Genomic DNA, 15,403 nt, shown 5'->3' on the forward strand with positions numbered 1-15,403 from the left:
CGAGAAGTGCTTGCCGACGTCGCGCAGGAACTCCAGCACCGGCAGCTGGCCGGTCCACTCCAGGTTGTTGACCACGACCGCGCCGGTGGGGCCGTCGTCGAACTCGACGAAGCGCTCCAGCTGGCCGCGGATGCGGCCGACCCACTCGGCCACGGTGTCCAGCGGGTTGAGGGTGCGCTCGGCGGTGTCGCGCGGGTCGCCGATCATGCCGGTGGCGCCGCCCGCCAGCACGACCGGCCGGTGCCCGGCGCGCTGGAAGCGGCGCAGCATCAGCAGCGGCACCAGGTTGCCCGCGTGCAGGCTCGGCGCGGTCGGGTCGAAACCGGCATAGAGGGTGAGCGGTCCCGAGTCGAGATCCTTGCGCAGGGCTTCGAGGTCGGTGGACTGCGCGATCAGGCCGCGCCAGGACAGCTCGTCGAGGATGTGCTCGCTCACCCCCCGATTGTCCCCCACCTGGTCCAGCCGTTTGAAGCCGAGGTGGGCGGGGGTAGCCGGTCCGGGGAGATCCAGTGAGGAGGCAACGGCCATGAGCTACCGCGACCGCGACTTACGGCGTGCCGACCAGCCCACCGCCGCGACCCGTCGGGTCGAGCCGATGGAGCAGCGCGAGGAGGTGGTGGAGCGCGGTGACTCCCGCGTCCGCTCCGTCCGCGTGACGTGCGCGGTCATCGACGTGGTCTGCTGGGTGTTCGCCGTCGTGCTGGCGGTGCACATCTTCCTGGTCGTCGCGGGGGCCAACCCGGCCAACGGCTTCGCGCGGATGATCGAGTCCTGGTCGGCGGGCGTGTCGCTGGGCCTGCGCGACCTGTTCACCCCCGCCAGCGCGACGCTGCGGGTGTTGCTCAACGACGGGCTCGCCGCGGTGCTGTGGCTGGTGATCGGCGCCGTGCTGACCAACCTGGTCACGCGGGTCGCGCTGCCCGCCGGTGAGCGGCACTACTGGTACCGCCGCCGCACCGTGGCCTGAGCCGAGCGCCGCCAACGTCGCGACCCGCGGCTCAGACCGGGGTCGGGCGGTCCTGGCGCAGCGCCTTCTCGACCTCGGCGGCGACCACCGCCATGCCTTCGGCGTTGGGGTGGAAGGACGCGCCGGTCCTGGCCAGGTCCGGCAGGAACGGCTGGACCCACGGAGCCGTCGAGCCGAGGGCGTGGTCCCGGCTCACCCGCGACACCGCCACGAGTTCGGCTCCCGTGCGCTCGGCGGCCGCGACGTAGGCCGCTTCCAGTGCGTCCTGGATGTCGCGGAGGGCGTCGACCTCCGCGGGCTCGAAGGGGACGCCAGGGCTGGTCCCGGCGCCGATGATCGTCAGGTAGTCGACCAGCACGACCCTGGCTCGCGGGGCCTTGTCGCGGACCCGCTCGACGACGCGCACCAGGCCGGCGGCGGTCCGGTCGACGTCCTCCCGCGTCGGCGCGGGGATGCCCGAGGGGAAGTCGGCCGCCAGCATCCGGGCCATGGGGCCGTCGGGGTCGACGCGGTTCCAGGCGGTGAACAGCAGCGAGCCCGCGAACCGCAGGTCGTTGCCGCCCGCGGTGATGGTCACCAGGTCCGCCGTCGCGGGCACGCCCCCGATCTGCGGCGGGAACCGCGCACCGGTCATCGTCAGCTGGGGCTCGTCGAGGATGGTCGCCGTCGTCGCGCCGGAGACGGACAGGTCGACGAGTTCGGCTCCCAGCGCCTTAGCCAGCAGCCTCGGGTAGTTGCGGCCGGAGCGCACGGCGTCCACGTCGACGATCGGCGGGATGCCCGGTCCCGCGGCGAAGGAGCTGCCCAGGGCGGCGTAGCGGGTAGGCGGGGTCATGAGTCGATCTTCCCACCCGGCGCGGGCGGCTCGCTCAGCCTGCCGACCTCCTCGGCCAGGATCTCGTCGGACCGCTCGGCGAAGTCCAGCAGCAACGCCACCTGGTCGTCGGTGTAGCCGCTGACCAGCTCGGCCATCCGCTCGTACAGCGGCCGGTACAACGCCGTCGCCCGCGCGACGCGCTCGGGCACGGCCTTGACGACCACCTCCCGGCGGTCCGCCGAGTCGCGGTTGCGGGTCGCGAACCCGGCGCGCTCCAGCCGGTCGACCACGGCGGTGACCGCGCTGCGCGTGAGCCGCAGCTCGTCGGCCAGCGCGCGGGCGGTCCTGGGTCCTCGGGAGAGCAGGTGCACGCACTTGAGGTCGGTCGGGGTGATGCCGAGCCGTGCGGCGATCAGCTCGGCGAGCACGGTCCCCCGCGCCGCCGCGCGCTGCTGCGCGGCCAGTAGTCGTGCGACCGGCACGCCAACTCCTTCAATGGTTGAACTGTTTGACGATCGTATCACTTTTCGCCACCATGGCGACATGCCAATCGAACTGCTCGACAAGGCCAGGCTCTTCGACGGCGCCGACGTCACCCTGATGCGGCGCGAAGACCGCTGGTGGATGATCATGGGCGAACTCGCGGACCCGGCCGTGCCCCGCATCGACTTACGGGCCGCGCACCTGCTGCGGGGAGCCACCGCGGACCGCACGGAGTGGACGATCGTCGGCCAGTGCGCGGCACCCGCTCCGGCCGACGGCTGGGACGCCACCGGGTACCACTGCGTCTCCTACGTGCGCGGCCGCTCCGGCGGGCGGTGGGTGGAACGCCTTTACTACGCCAGTTCTGCCGCTTGGACCGACATCACCGGGCCGTACTCGATCGGTTTCCTGGAGTGGGACGGCTCGCAGTGGGTCCGCCACCCCGAGCCGGTGTTCACCGCGACCGAACCCTGGGAACGGGGCACGGTCGCCGAACCGAACCTGCTCCACCACGACGGCCGCTGGTTGCTCTGGTACTGCGCGGGCCTGTCCACCGACGGCACCCAGGTCATCGGGTTCGCGGAGAGCCCGGACGGCGTCACCGGCTGGACCGGCAGGCGGATCTTCGCCGCCGATGGCGAGTTCGACGCTCTCGTCGTGGCGTCCGGCACCGGGTTCGACCTGGTGACCGCGAAGCACCCGCTGGTCGCCGCCCCCGGCCCCGACGACGGTGTGTGGTGGGCGCGGAGCGGAACGCTCGGCCAGTGGCCTGCCCCCGTGCGGCTGGTGTCGACCACCGATGGCACCTCGTGGCACCGCGACGGCGTGTGGAAACCGTCGTTGGTCCGGGAAGGCGACAGCCTGGTCGTCTTCTTCAACGGCTCGCGGCGCGAGGGGCGCTCACCAGGGCTGTCCGTCGGCCGCGTCCACTACCGCCTCCGCTGACGAGCACCGCCCCCCTCGGGCGTGCTCGGCTACTCCCCGACCAGGTACGCCTCGTCGCTGGCGCGCAGTGCCGCCAGGTCGTCCGGGGTGAAGCCGCGTCCGGTGAACCGGGCCACGGCGGTGAGGCCCTTGGCCTTGCGGTGCCGGTAGTCGGCCAGGTCCAGGCCCTCGATCCACGCCGCGGCCGTGGGCGGTATCTGGGCCGGGCCGATCGGTTCGAACCCGGCCAGCAGTTCCCCGTCCCTGGCGAACGACAGGCGGGTGAGGGCGTTGACGTTCCAGAACATGCTGGCCGCCCGGCCGCGAGCGGACAACCTGCGCAGCACCTCTTCGTCGGCGCCCAGGTAGCCGTTGTCCTCGAAGGCGATCACAGCGCCGTCGACCTGCAGGACGCTGACCCACTGCCGCAGACCCGCCGACCGCTGCGTCTCCTCCAACCGCCACGGGCGGGAGGTCGGGTCCGCGCCGAACGCCCGCAGGACCTCCTGCGCGGACAGGCCGGTGACGACGGTGACGCAGGACGCCTGGGAGATCGGGTGGCGCTCGACCCAGACGTGGTCCTGGTGGGGCGGCACGACCAGCGGCGGCTCGGGTTCGCCGCGCAGGCGGTGGCCGAGCCGGTCGGTGCGCTTGTGCACCACCGGCGGGGCCCAGGGGGCCTGCCAGACGGTGATCCAGTAGTGCTCGTCGTAATCGCCGTCGCGTCCGCCTGCCTGGACCAGGACGCGGTAGTCGCCGGGCCACGGCGGGGTTTCGGCGACCCGGCGCGCCTGCCCCCACGACACCGGCTCGTCCTCCGCGAAGGTCGCCCCGCCCCGCGCGGCGCGCCAGCTCACCTCGACGGCCTCGTCCACGTGCGCGACCTCCGGCGGAGGCGGAGGGCCGTCGAGCACCTCCAAGTGCGCCGAGACGCGGCCCTCGGCCAGGCCGGTGCGGATCACCACCCCGCCGTCGACCACCGCCACCAGTCCGTTGTCGGAGAAGTCCACCTCGTCGGGGACCGGCCCGTCGGCCAGGGCGAGGTGGTGGGCGCGCACCAGCGGGTGTGCCGAGGCGCGCCGGGGGAGCACGTACTCGGCGCGGTGCTTGGCCAGCAGCGCCGCCTCGTAGGCCGCCGGTTTCGGCAGGGTCGGCATCAGCTGGGCGACGGCTTGCAGCGCGGCGCCGACCACGGCGGGCGGGTCGGCCGCGTCGAGGGCGCGCAGCACCGCCGACGAGGTGACCACGGCCAGGGCGAAGTGCCCGGCGCCGTGCCGGGCGGCGATGGTGGCCTCGTCGCCGTCGCCGACCGCCAGCGCGGTGGCCAGCGCGGGGTGGCGGGCGAGCCGGGCGGTGAGGTCGGCGATCACGCGGGTGGCTCCCGCGTGCAACGCCTCCAGCATGGACAGCGCCGTGGTGAGCTCGCTCTGGCCGACGACGCCGATGGTGGTGAACGTGCCCGTCGGCGGTGCGGCGATGCCCCGCAGGAGCGCGGCCGGGGCGCGCAGCGGGAGGTCGCCGACGCTCAGCTCCAGCGCGCCGAGCAGCCGTTCGGCGGGCAGGCCCCGCAGCGCTTGACCGGGGTGGCCGCGTACGGGCACGGGGTCGGCGAACCCGGCGCTCGCCCCGAACGGCGCGGTGGGTGGCGCGAGCGCGGCGGGCCGGTCGAGCCTGCCCAGTTCCGCGGCGGGCGCGGGCGGGACGCGGGCGGCGATGGCAGGCACGTGCTCGGCCACTGATGCCGCGAAGTTGTCGATCTCCCCCATGCCGCCATCATGGCACTACCGACCGTCACGCTTCGTTCACCCGGCTGCAAAGGCGATCGCCCCTGATGGCCAATTGCCGTGACCGCCGGGGTGGGCGAAGTTTGCTGCGTGGCCAGTGACTTGCAGCAGCGGAAGATCTCCGTCGTGTTCGCGGCGATGGACGCCGACGACGACGGTTTCCTCGAACGCGCCGACTTCGAGGCGTTGACCGACCGGTGGGTGCGCCTGCGCGCCGCGGACCCGGAGCGGCTGCGCGAGACCATGATGCGGTGGTGGGAGGTCCTGCGGGAGTCCTCCGACCACAACGGCGACGAGAAGGTCACCCTGGCCGAGGTGCTCACCGCGGTGGACCGCCTCGGCACCATGCTCGACCTGGTGGTGGCCACCGCGGAGTCGATGTTCGAGGCGGTGGACGAGGACGGCGACGGCCGCATCACCGCGACCGAGTACGACCGGATGATCCGGGCCTGGACGGGCGCCGACACGCCGACCGACGGGGTCTTCGGCAGGCTCGACCTGGACGGCGACGGGGCGATCTCCAAGTCCGAGTTCGCCCAGCACTGGGTGGAGTTCTGGGCCGGGGACGACCCGGACGCGCCCGGCAGCAGCGTGTTCGGCCCGGTCGGCTGACCCGGCTCAGCGCTCCGGCGGCACGACCACCCTCGTGCGCCGGGTGCCGCGGCGGTAGGTGCTCACCGCGGGCGAGTCGACCCAGAAGCGCCACGGCACGTCCACCGCCACGGCCACGCCCACGCGCGGGCCGGTGCGGACGTCGGTCACCGGCTCGCCCGCCAGCAGCTTCACCGGCGAGTCGGGATCGGTGAGGTCCACGCCGTTGTGGGCGCGGTCCAGGCCGAGCACGCCGGTCAGCCGGGCCGGCCCCTTGGCCAGCTCCGCGTCGTTGCGGGCGGCGGGCCTGCGGCGGCGGGCCAGGTCCACGCCCTCGACCACCTCGCCCGCGCGCAGCAGCACCGCGCCGGGCACGCCGTCGGTCAGCGAGACCACGTTGGCGCAGAAGTGCATCCCGTAGACGAAGTAGACGTAGAGCCGCCCGGCCGGGCCGAACATCACGTCGTTGCGCGGGGTCCGGCCGCGATAGCAGTGCGAGGCCGGGTCGTCGCCGCCCCGGTACGCCTCGACCTCCACCACGCGCACGGCCACCACGCCCTCGGGGGTGGTGCTCCGGAGCACGCAGCCGAGCAGGAGCCGCGCGGCGACCAGCGGGTCGACCGCGAGCTCCTGCTCGGTCAGCTGCCTAGGACCGGCGGGCAAGGGCCACCCGGTCCAGCAAAGCCTTCAACTGCTCGGCCACGCGGTCGGGCGCGGTGCCGCCGTGCGCGTCCCGCGACGCGATGGAACCTTCCACGGTGAGCACGCTACGCACCTCGGGCGTCAGGTGCGGCGAGACCCCCGCGAACTCCTCGTCGGTCAGCTCGTCCAGGCCCACCCCTCGGGCCTCGGCCAGCCGCACGCACTCCCCCGCGGCCTCGTGCGCCACGCGGAACGGCACGCCCTGGCGGACCAGCCACTCGGCGATGTCGGTGGCCAGGGTGAAGCCGGCGGGCGCGACCTCGGCCATCCGGTCGGTGTCGAACCGCATGGTGGCCACCATGCCGGTGATCGCGGGCAGCAGCAGCTCCAGCTGCTCGACCGAGTCGAACAGCGGCTCCTTGTCCTCCTGCAGGTCCCGGTTGTAGGCCAGCGGCTGGGCCTTGAGGGTGGCCAGCAGGCCGGTCAGGTTGCCGATGAGCCTGCCGGACTTGCCGCGGGTCAGCTCGGCCACGTCGGGGTTCTTCTTCTGCGGCATGATCGAGCTGCCGGTGGACCAGGCGTCGTCCAGCGCGGCGAAGCCGAACTCCGCGGTGGTCCAGATGATCACCTCCTCGGCCAGCCGGGACAGGTCCACGCCGATCATGGCCAGCACGAACGCGATCTCGGCGGCGAAGTCGCGGGAGGCGGTGCCGTCGATGGAGTTGTCCACCGGCCCGTCGAAGCCCAGCTCGGCGGCCACCTTCGCCGGGTCCAGCCCGAGCGAGGAGCCCGCGAGCGCGCCGGAGCCGTAGGGGGACAGCGCGGTGCGCCGGTCCCAGTCGCGCAGCCGGTCCACGTCGCGCAGCAGCGCCTGGCAGTGCGCCAGCAGGTGGTGGGCCAGCAGCACCGGCTGCGCGGACTGCAGGTGCGTGCGGCCGGGCATGACCGCGGTCGGGTGCGCCCCGGCCTGCCCGGCCAGCGCCTCCACCACGTCCAGCACGCCCGCGGCCACCCGGCGGGCCGCGTCGCGCAGCCACATCCGGAACAGCGTGGCCACCTGGTCGTTGCGGGAGCGGCCCGCGCGCAGCTTGCCGCCCAGCTCCGGGCCCGCCCGCTCGATCAGGCCGCGCTCCAGCGCGGTGTGCACGTCCTCGTCGGCCAGGGTGGGGGTGAACGCCCCGGAGGCCACGTCGGCCTCCAGCGCGTCCAGCGCGGTCAGCATCCGGTCCAGCTCGTCGGCGGTCAGCAGGCCGGCGCGGTGCAGCACGCGGGCGTGGGCGCGGGAACCCCGGATGTCGTAGGGGGCGAGTCGCCAGTCGAAGTGCGTCGAGGCCGACAGCAGCGCCATCGCCTCGGCCGGTCCGCTGGCGAACCGCCCGCCCCACAAGGAAGTCATGTGCTCAAGTCCTTTTCGCTGCGATTGTGCTCGGCCTGCGCCGCGCGGCCGCCGTGGCCCGCGGCCAGCGCGCTCAGGCGCGCGGCCAGTTCCGCCCCGGTCAGCGGTTCCCGCGCCACGACCAGGATGGTGTCATCCCCCGCGATGGTGCCGACGATGTCCTGCAGCGCCGCCCGGTCCAGCGCGCTGGCCAGGAACTGCGCCGCGCCGGGCGGGGTGCGCAGCACCGCCAGGTTGCCCGAGTGGTCGGCCGAGACCAGCACCTCGCCGAGCACCCTGGCCAGCCGGGAGGTGCCGCCCTGCACGCCGCGCACCGGGCTGCCGTCCTCGGGGATGACGTAGACCGGGGCGCCGCCGTCGGGGCCGCGCAGCTTGACCGCGCCCAGCTCGTCCAGGTCGCGCGACAGGGTGGCCTGGGTGACCTCGATGCCCTCCGCGGCCAGCGTCTTGGCCAGCTCCGACTGGCTGCGGATCGCGCGCTGGCTGACCAGCTCGACGATCCGCGCCTGCCGGGCGGTCCTGGTCATCGCGAGTGCTCCAGCAGCCACACCAGCAGCGCCTTCTGGGCGTGCAACCGGTTCTCCGCCTCGTCCCACACCGCGCTGTCCGGGCCGTCGAGCACCTCGTCGGTGATCTCCTGGCCGCGGTGCGCGGGCAGGCAGTGCAGCACCGTGGTGCGCACCCCGGTGGCGGCCACCAGCTCGGCGTTGACCTGGTAGGGCCGGAACGGGCGCATCCGGTCGCGGCCGTCGTTCTCCTGCCCCATCGAGGTCCAGGTGTCGGTGACCAGCACGTCCGCGCCGTCCACGGCGGCGCGCGGGTCGACCAGCACCTCCACCGAGCCGCCGGTCTCCAGCGCGCGCTTGCGGGCGTCGTCGAGCACCCACGGCAGCGGCTGGAAGTGCTCGGGGGCGGCCACGCGCACGTGCATCCCGGCCGTCACGCCGCCCAGCAGCAGCGAGTGGGACATGTTGTTGGCGCCGTCGCCGAGGTAGGTCACGGTCAGCCCGGCCAGCGAGCCGTGCACCCGGCGGATGGTCTGCAGGTCGGCCAGCACCTGGCAGGGGTGGAACTCGTCGGTCAGCGCGTTGATCACCGGCACCCGCGACACCGACGCCATGGCCTCGATGCGCTTCTGGGCGAAGGTCCGCCACACCACCGCGTCCACGTAGCCGGACAGGATGCGGGAGGTGTCCTCGATGGTCTCCTCGCGGCCCAGCTGCATGGACCGGCCGTCCACGATCACCGGGTTGCCGCCCAGCTGGGCGATGCCGACCTCGAACGACAGCCGGGTGCGGGTGGAGTTCTTCTCGAAGATCACCGCGATCGACTTGGGCCCGGCCAGCGGGCGCGAGCCCAGCCGGTCGGCCTTGTAGGTGTCGGCCAGGTCGAGCACCTCGGCCTGCTCGGCCGGGGTCAGGTCGTCGTCGCGCAGGAAGTGGCGGGGTGGCATCAGGGCTCCAACCAGGTCGGCAGGTCGGCCACCAGCCGGTGCGCGTCGGCCTCGTCGAGCACCAGCGGCGGCGCCAGCCGGATCACGTCCGGCTGGATGGGGTTGATCAGGTAACCGGCCCGCCGCGCGGCCGCCGCGGCCTTGGCCGACACCGCCTCGCGCAGCGTGATGCCGAGCAGCAGGCCCGCGCCCCGCACGCCGGAGACCAGCGGGTGCTCCAGCGCCTCGACGCCCGCGGCGATCTCCTTGCCCACCGCGGAGGCGTGCTCCAGCAGGCCGTCGGCGGCGATGGTGTCCAGCACCGCGAGCGCGGCGGCGCAGCACACCGGGTTGCCGCCGAAGGTGGTGCCGTGCTGGCCGGGCGCGAACAGGTCCTTGGCCGGGCCGACGGCGATGCACGCGCCCAGCGGCAGCCCGCCGCCCAGGCCCTTGGCCAGGGTGATCACGTCGGGGGTGATGCCGACCTGCTGGAAGGCGAACCAGCTGCCCAGCCGCCCGACGCCGGTCTGCACCTCGTCGAGCACCAGCAGCGCGCCGCGCTCGGCGGTGATCCGGCGGGCCGCCTGCAGGTAGCCCTCCGGGGGCACCACCACGCCGTTCTCGCCCTGGATCGGCTCCACCACGAACGCCGCGGTGTCCTCGTCGACGGCGGCCTCCAGCGCGGCCACGTCGCCGAACGGGACGTGCACCACGCCGGGCACCAGCGGCTCGAACGGGGCCCGCTTGGCGGGCTGGCCGGTCAGCGCCAGCGCGCCCATGGTGCGGCCGTGGAAGCCGCCCTCGGTGGCCACCACCTTGGTGCGGCCGGTGCGCCTGCTGAGCTTGAACGCGGCCTCGTTGGCCTCCGCGCCGGAGTTGCAGAACAGCACCCGACCGTCCACACCGGACAGGTCCAGCAGCCGCTCGGCCAGCTTCAGCGCGGGCTCGTTGATGTAGAGGTTGGAGGTGTGCCCGAGCTTGCCGATCTGCTCGGTCACCGCCGCGACCACGGCCGGGTGCGCATGGCCCAGCGCGTTGACCGCGATGCCGCCGAGCAGGTCCAGGTAGCGGTTGCCGTCGGCGTCCCAGACGTGGGCGCCCTCGCCGCGCACCAGGGTCAGCTCCGGCGTGCCGTAGTTGTCCATCATCGCGGCCTGCCACCGCTGCCGGTCGTTCACGCCTCGTCCCCCAACACCATCGTTCCGACTCCTTCGGAGGTGAAGACCTCCAGCAGCAGCGAGTGCGCCAGCCTGCCGTCGATGACGTGCGCCTCGGGCACGCCGCCGCGCACCGCGCGCAGGCAGGCCTCCATCTTCGGCACCATGCCGCTGTCCAGCTCCGGCAGCAGCTCCTCCAGCTCGGCCGCGCGGATGCGGTGCACCAGGGAGGACCGGTCCGGCCAGTCCGCGTACAGGCCCTCCACGTCGGTGAGCACCACGAGCTTGCGCGCCCGCAGCCCCACCGCCACCGCGCCCGCGGCGGTGTCGGCGTTGACGTTGTGCACCACGCCGTCGGCGTCCGGGGCCACCGTGGACACCACCGGGATGCGGCCCGCGCGCACGATGTCCAGCACCGCGTCGGGGTTGACCTCGACGATGTCGCCGACCAGGCCGATGTCCACCGGCTCGCCGTCCACCACGGCCCGCCGCCGCACGGCGGTGAGCAGGTGGGCGTCCTCGCCGGACAGGCCCACCGCGTACGGGCCGTGCTCGTTGATCAGCCCGACCAGCTCGCGCTGCACCTGGCCGACCAGCACCATGCGCACCACGTCCATCGCCTCGGGCGTGGTCACCCGCAGGCCGCCGCGGAACTCGCTCTCGATGCCCAGCTTGTCCAGCATGGCGGCGATCTGCGGGCCGCCGCCGTGCACCACCACCGGGTGCAGGCCCGCCAGCTTGAGGAACACCACGTCCTGGGCGAAGGCGCGCTTGAGCTCGTCGTCGACCATGGCGTTGCCGCCGTACTTGACCACCACGATCGCGCCGCGCAGGCGCTGCAACCACGGCAGCGCCTCGATCAGGATCTCGGCCTTGGCCCGGGGGCTGGTCATGAGGAGTAGGCGCTGTTCTCTTCGACGTAGCCGTGGGACAGGTCGGTGGTGAGCACGGTCGCGCCGCCGTCACCGAGGTTCAGGTCGATCACCACGGCGATGTCGCGCTCGGACAGGTCCGCCTCCGACCGGTCGGCGGCCTTGCGGCCGTTGGCGAACAGCGCGACGCCGTTGATGGTGATGCCCAGCTTGTCCGGGTCCACCCGCGCCTGCGCGCGGCCCACCGCCATGGCGATGCGGCCCCAGTTCGGGTCCGAGCCGAACAGCGCGGTCTTGACCAGGTTGTCCTCGGCGACGGTCCGGCCGATGACCAGCGCGTCGGCGTCGGAGGCCGCTCCGGTGACGGTGATGCTGATCTCCTTGGTCACGCCCTCGGCGTCGCCCTGGAGCTGCTTGACCAGGTCCGCGGCGACGGCGGTGAGCAGCTCCACGAAGTCGCCGCGCTCCGGTGCGGTGCCCGACGCGCCGGAGGCCAGCAGCAGCACCGTGTCGTTGGTGGAGGTGCCGCCGTCCACGTCGAGCCGGTCGAAGGTCCGGGCGGTGGCCTCGCGCAGCGCGGCGTCCAGCGCGTCGCCGTCGAGCACGGCGTCGGTGGTGATCACCGACAGCATGGTGGCCAGGTTGGGGGCCAGCATGCCCGCGCCCTTGACGAACCCGCCGATGGACCAGCCGTCGGGGTGCTGGGCCCAGGACTGCTTGGGGTGGGTGTCGGTGGTCATCACGGCGGTGGCCGCGTTCAGCCCGGCCTCGTCGGTGTCGGCCAGCTCCTTGGCGGCGACCTCGACGCCCGCCTTGAGGTTGTCCATGGGCAGCCGCTCGCCGATCAGGCCGGTGGAGCAGACCGCGACCTCGACCGCGCCCCGGCCCAGCACCTCGGCGACCTTCTCGGCGGTGGCGTGGGTGTCCTGGAAGCCCTCCGGGCCGGTGCAGGCGTTCGCGCCGCCGGAGTTGAGCACCACCGCGGCCAGCCTGCGCTCCTTGATCACCTGCTGCGACCACAGCACCGGCGCGGCCTTGACCTGGTTGGTGGTGAACACGCCCGCGGCGGCGTCGCCGGGGCCCTCGTTGACCACCAGGGCCAGGTCCAGCGCGCCGGAGTCCTTGATGCCCGCCGCGACCCCCGCGGCTTTGAAGCCCTTCGGCCCGGTGACGCCCTTGGTGCGGATCATGGTGCGACTCCAACGGAGGTCAGGCCGGTGGTCTCCGGCAGGCCGAGAGCGAGGTTCATGCACTGCACCGCGGCGCCCGCGGTGCCCTTGGTGAGGTTGTCCACGGCGGCGACCACGACCAGGCGGTTCAGGTCGGCGTCCACGGTGACCTGGAGCTGCACCGCGTTGGAGCCCAGCACCGCGCCCGTGGTGGGCCAGTGGCCCTCCGGCAGCAGGTGCACGAACGGCTCGTCGGCGTAGGCCTTCTCGTAGGCGGCGCGGACCTGGTCGGCGTCCGCGGTGAGGGTGGCCGAGCAGGTGGCGAGGATGCCGCGCGGCAGCGGGGCCAGCACCGGGGTGAAGGAGACCTTGACCGGCTCGCCCGCCACCAGGGTCAGGTTCTGGGCGATCTCCGGGGTGTGCCGGTGCGCGCCGCCGACGCCGTAGGCGCTGAGCGAGCCCATCACCTCCGAGCCGAGCAGGTTGGTCTTGGGGGCCTTGCCCGCGCCGGAGGTGCCCGACACCGCGACCACGGTGACCTCGGGCTCGACCAGGCCCATCGCGGGGGCCAGCGCCAGCGAGGAGACCGTGGGGTAGCAGCCGGGGACGGCGACCCGCCTGGTGCCGCGCAGCAGGTCGCGCTGTCCCGGCAGCTCGGGCAGGCCGTACGGCCAGCTGCCCGCGTGGACGCCGCCGTACCAGCGCTGCCAGGCGTCGGCGTCGGTGAGCCGGTGGTCCGCGCCGCAGTCGACGACCAGCACGTCCTCGCCCAGCCGCGCGGCGACCTCGGCGGAGTGGCCGTGCGGCAGGGCGAGGAAGACCACGTCGTGGCCGCGCAGGACCTCGACGGTGGTCTCCTGGAGCACGCGGTCGGCGAGCGGGAGCAGGTGCGGCTGCTGGGAGATCAGGGGCGAGCCCGCGTTGCCGCCCGCGGTGAGCGCGCCGATTTCCACTTCCGGGTGCCCCAGCAGCAGCCGCAGCACCTCTCCCCCGGCGTACCCGCTGGCCCCGGCGACCGCGATCCTGACCGTCATGCGGATAAGTATGCATGGTCATGCAAACTCAATCAAACCTCACGCGGTGTTGTCACCTCGCCCGCTACGGTGACCCCCAGTCGTCGAATCCAAGGGGGACGCATGTCAGCGAACTCGTTACCGCGCCGGGCCGCCGTCACCGGCGCGCTGGGCGCCGCCGCGGTCGCCGCTCCCGCGCTCGCGGAGGCCGCACCGGGGGTGGACGACCGGACCGCCGTCCAGCTCGTCGTCGACGGCATCGACAACGCCGTGGACGACAAGGACTGGGCCCGCTGCCGCCGCTACTTCACCGACCAGGTCGACGTGGACTTCGCCGCCCTGGACGGCGGCCCGCCCGCCCGCATCCCGGCCGACGAGCTGGTCGGCGCGTGGCGGCGCAACCTCTACGCCGAGAAGGCCAGCTTCCACTCCCGCACCAACCACGAGATCACCATCCGCGGCGACCGCGCCACCGTGCGGTCCAAGGGCTACGCCTTCAACCGCCTCCGGCGGCCGCTGGGCGACGACCTCTGGGAGGTCTGGGCCTACTACGCGCACGAGCTGGTGAAGACGCCGGAGGGCTGGCGGTGCCGGGCGATCGCCATCAGCGAGGTGCTGCACAGCCGTGGCAACGAACTGGCCCGGACCCACGTCCCGTCGTAGTCGCGATGGCCGAGCCCTCCTTCCTCAACGCGATCAGGCAGTCCTACGACGCCGTCGCCGAGGACTACGTCAGGATCGTCGCGCCACCGGAGCGGATGGACCCGCTCACCCGCGCCATGCTCGCCGCGTTCGCCGACCTGGTCCGCGCCGCCGACCGAGGGCCGGTCGCGGACGTGGGGTGCGGACCGGGCCGGGTGACCGCGCACCTGGACTCCCTCGGGCTGTCGGCGTTCGGCGTCGACCTGTCGCCGAGGATGGTCGAACTGGCCAGGACCACCCACCCGCACCTGCCCTTCTCCGTGGGGTCGATGACCGCGCTGGACCTGGACGACGGCAGCCTCGGCGGGGTGCTGGCGCTGTTCTCCACCTTCCACACGCCCCCGGAGCACCTGCCGACGGTGTTCGCGGAGTTCCACCGCACGCTCGCGCCCGGCGGGCACCTGATGCTGTGGGGCTACGTCGGCGACCACGAGGTCCTGCGCCCGACGCGGGCGTACGGCGGCCACCCGGTGTCCTACGAGGCGCACCTGCTGCCCGTGGAGCGCATCGCCGAACTGCTGGGCGAGGCAGGCCTGGTGGTCACCGCCCGACTGGTGTGCGAACCCGCCGGGAAGGCCAGGTGGCCCAGCGCGTGCTTCTTCGCCCACAAGCCCGACCGGTCCTGATCAGGACCGGTCGGCGCGCTCCCACAGCGCGGCCAGCGCGGCGTTGACCGCCTCGGGCTGCTGCACCTGCGGGTAGTAGCCGGGCACGGTCAGCAGCTCGCCCCCGGTCCGCTCGGCGATGACCTCGGCCGCGATCATCAGCGGCTCGCCCGCCAGCCGCCGGTACTCCGCGGGCGCGCCGGACCAGTCGCCGCGCACCACCAGCACCGGCCAGGCGGCCTCGGCCAGCGGCTCCAGCGGCACCTCAGCGTCCCAGCACGGCCGCTCCCCCATCGTCGCGCGAGCGGCCCGCAGCCGCGCCGGGGTCGGCTCGGGCGCGGCCATGCCGACGGCCTCGGTGGACAGCCGCAGGTAGTCCTCGGCGGTGAGGTCCGGGGGTGGCGCGGCGGTGGCGGCGCGGTTGCGCACCAGCACCTCGGCGATCACCGGGTGCTCCCGCGCGGGCCGCAGCGCGCCCGGCTGGATCAGGCACAGCGAGCGCACCAGGTCCGGGCGGGCCGCGGCGGCGAGCATGGCGGCGACCGCGCCGTAGGAGTGGCCGACCAGGTGGGCGCCGTCGCCGAGCAGGTCGACCACGTCACGCGCGTCGACCTCGTAGTCGCTGCTGTGCGGCCCCGCGAGGTCCGGGCTGCCGCCGTGCCCCCTGCGGTCCATCAGCAGCAGCCGCCGGTGCGCGGCCAGCGGGCGCTGCGCGCCGAACCCGTAAGCGGTGTCGTCCCCCCAGCTGAGCACGCCGTGCACGAAGACGGCGGGCGGCACGTCGGTGGGCCCCTCGACGACCGTGGCGTGGATTTCCGTCATGCCCTCCAGTCAACCCGCGGGCAGAAT

At 73.7% G+C, this 15,403-nt stretch carries 18 protein-coding genes (1 of these 18 running past the window's edge); 5 read left to right on the forward strand and 13 right to left on the reverse strand.

The window, feature by feature from the left end; genetic code table 11:
* Positions 1-435, reverse strand: the 5' end (the start) of a protein-coding gene (gene tyrS / locus JOF41_RS21045) for a tyrosine--tRNA ligase (RefSeq protein ID WP_189223293.1). Its footprint begins 840 nt before the window's first position; only the first 435 of its 1,275 coding nucleotides appear in the window; the start codon lies at positions 433-435; its stop codon lies off the left edge, out of view.
* Positions 436-526: 91 nt separating this feature from the next.
* On the opposite strand from tyrS, the gene JOF41_RS21050 reads away from it, so the two are divergent.
* Positions 527-967, forward strand: coding sequence for a hypothetical protein (locus JOF41_RS21050; protein WP_189223292.1), 441 nt, complete (start codon positions 527-529; stop codon positions 965-967).
* 31 nt (positions 968-998) lie between these two features.
* Here the strand turns inward: JOF41_RS21050 and JOF41_RS21055 are convergent, their stop codons facing one another.
* Together JOF41_RS21055 and JOF41_RS21060 are read right to left on the reverse strand one after the other, a co-directional pair.
* A complete protein-coding gene (locus JOF41_RS21055; protein WP_209621377.1) occupies positions 999-1,802 on the reverse strand; it encodes an SGNH/GDSL hydrolase family protein in 804 nt (267 codons plus the stop codon).
* Positions 1,799-2,266 carry a MarR family winged helix-turn-helix transcriptional regulator gene (locus JOF41_RS21060; protein WP_189223290.1) on the reverse strand — a complete coding sequence of 156 codons (468 nt, stop codon included), beginning with the start codon at positions 2,264-2,266 and terminating at the stop codon, positions 1,799-1,801. The genes JOF41_RS21055 and JOF41_RS21060 overlap by 4 nt, the downstream gene beginning before the upstream one ends.
* A gap of 61 nt (positions 2,267-2,327) precedes the next feature.
* Here JOF41_RS21060 and JOF41_RS21065 point away from each other — a divergent pair, with 61 nt between their 5' ends.
* Positions 2,328-3,212, forward strand: coding sequence for a glycoside hydrolase family protein (locus tag JOF41_RS21065; protein WP_209621380.1), 885 nt, complete (start codon positions 2,328-2,330; stop codon positions 3,210-3,212).
* A gap of 29 nt (positions 3,213-3,241) precedes the next feature.
* Here JOF41_RS21065 and JOF41_RS21070 read toward each other — a convergent pair whose 3' ends face one another.
* Positions 3,242-4,957 carry a DUF6461 domain-containing protein gene (locus tag JOF41_RS21070; RefSeq protein ID WP_209621383.1) on the reverse strand — a complete coding sequence of 572 codons (1,716 nt, stop codon included), beginning with the start codon at positions 4,955-4,957 and terminating at the stop codon, positions 3,242-3,244.
* A 108-nt stretch (positions 4,958-5,065) separates the two neighbouring features.
* Between JOF41_RS21070 and JOF41_RS21075 the strand changes: the two genes are divergently transcribed.
* A complete protein-coding gene (locus JOF41_RS21075; protein WP_189223287.1) occupies positions 5,066-5,587 on the forward strand; it encodes an EF-hand domain-containing protein in 522 nt (173 codons plus the stop codon).
* A 6-nt stretch (positions 5,588-5,593) separates the two neighbouring features.
* Here the strand turns inward: JOF41_RS21075 and JOF41_RS21080 are convergent, their stop codons facing one another.
* Genes JOF41_RS21080 through argC form a run of 8 tightly spaced genes read right to left on the reverse strand, consistent with a single transcriptional unit; the run spans position 5,594 to position 13,268 of the window.
* Positions 5,594-6,229 (reverse strand): DNA-3-methyladenine glycosylase, encoded by a 636-nt coding sequence (locus JOF41_RS21080; RefSeq protein WP_229795477.1) that lies wholly within the window; start codon positions 6,227-6,229, stop codon positions 5,594-5,596.
* A complete protein-coding gene (argH, locus tag JOF41_RS21085) occupies positions 6,213-7,604 on the reverse strand; it encodes an argininosuccinate lyase (protein ID WP_189223286.1) in 1,392 nt (463 codons plus the stop codon). The genes JOF41_RS21080 and argH overlap by 17 nt, the downstream gene beginning before the upstream one ends.
* Positions 7,601-8,131 (reverse strand): arginine repressor, encoded by a 531-nt coding sequence (locus tag JOF41_RS21090; RefSeq protein WP_209621386.1) that lies wholly within the window; start codon positions 8,129-8,131, stop codon positions 7,601-7,603. The genes argH and JOF41_RS21090 overlap by 4 nt, the downstream gene beginning before the upstream one ends.
* Positions 8,128-9,057 carry an ornithine carbamoyltransferase gene (gene argF / locus JOF41_RS21095; RefSeq protein WP_209621389.1) on the reverse strand — a complete coding sequence of 310 codons (930 nt, stop codon included), beginning with the start codon at positions 9,055-9,057 and terminating at the stop codon, positions 8,128-8,130. Before argF ends, JOF41_RS21090 begins: the two co-directional genes overlap by 4 nt.
* Positions 9,057-10,184, reverse strand: a complete 1,128-nt coding sequence (locus JOF41_RS21100) for an acetylornithine transaminase (protein ID WP_229795516.1) — start codon at positions 10,182-10,184, stop codon at positions 9,057-9,059. Before JOF41_RS21100 ends, argF begins: the two co-directional genes overlap by 1 nt.
* 26 nt (positions 10,185-10,210) lie before the next feature.
* Positions 10,211-11,086: an acetylglutamate kinase gene (gene argB / locus JOF41_RS21105; RefSeq protein WP_209621392.1), complete on the reverse strand. Its 876-nt coding sequence runs from the start codon at positions 11,084-11,086 to the stop codon at positions 10,211-10,213.
* Positions 11,083-12,255 carry a bifunctional glutamate N-acetyltransferase/amino-acid acetyltransferase ArgJ gene (argJ, locus tag JOF41_RS21110; RefSeq protein ID WP_209621394.1) on the reverse strand — a complete coding sequence of 391 codons (1,173 nt, stop codon included), beginning with the start codon at positions 12,253-12,255 and terminating at the stop codon, positions 11,083-11,085. Before argJ ends, argB begins: the two co-directional genes overlap by 4 nt.
* Entirely contained in the window at positions 12,252-13,268 is a 1,017-nt protein-coding gene (gene argC, locus JOF41_RS21115) for an N-acetyl-gamma-glutamyl-phosphate reductase (protein WP_209621396.1), read from the reverse strand. The genes argJ and argC overlap by 4 nt, the downstream gene beginning before the upstream one ends.
* 102 nt (positions 13,269-13,370) lie before the next feature.
* Here argC and JOF41_RS21120 point away from each other — a divergent pair, with 102 nt between their 5' ends.
* Both JOF41_RS21120 and JOF41_RS21125 read left to right on the forward strand, forming a co-directional pair.
* Positions 13,371-13,910: a nuclear transport factor 2 family protein gene (locus JOF41_RS21120; protein ID WP_209621398.1), complete on the forward strand. Its 540-nt coding sequence runs from the start codon at positions 13,371-13,373 to the stop codon at positions 13,908-13,910.
* A 5-nt stretch (positions 13,911-13,915) separates the two neighbouring features.
* A complete protein-coding gene (locus JOF41_RS21125; protein ID WP_189223278.1) occupies positions 13,916-14,575 on the forward strand; it encodes a class I SAM-dependent methyltransferase in 660 nt (219 codons plus the stop codon).
* Here the strand turns inward: JOF41_RS21125 and JOF41_RS21130 are convergent, their stop codons facing one another.
* Entirely contained in the window at positions 14,576-15,376 is an 801-nt protein-coding gene (locus JOF41_RS21130; RefSeq protein WP_189223277.1) for an alpha/beta fold hydrolase, read from the reverse strand.
* Between the last annotated feature and the right edge of the window lie 27 nt (positions 15,377-15,403).

The organism is Saccharothrix coeruleofusca (genome assembly GCF_017876325.1).
Classification (GTDB): Bacteria; Actinomycetota; Actinomycetes; order Mycobacteriales; family Pseudonocardiaceae; genus Actinosynnema; species Actinosynnema coeruleofuscum.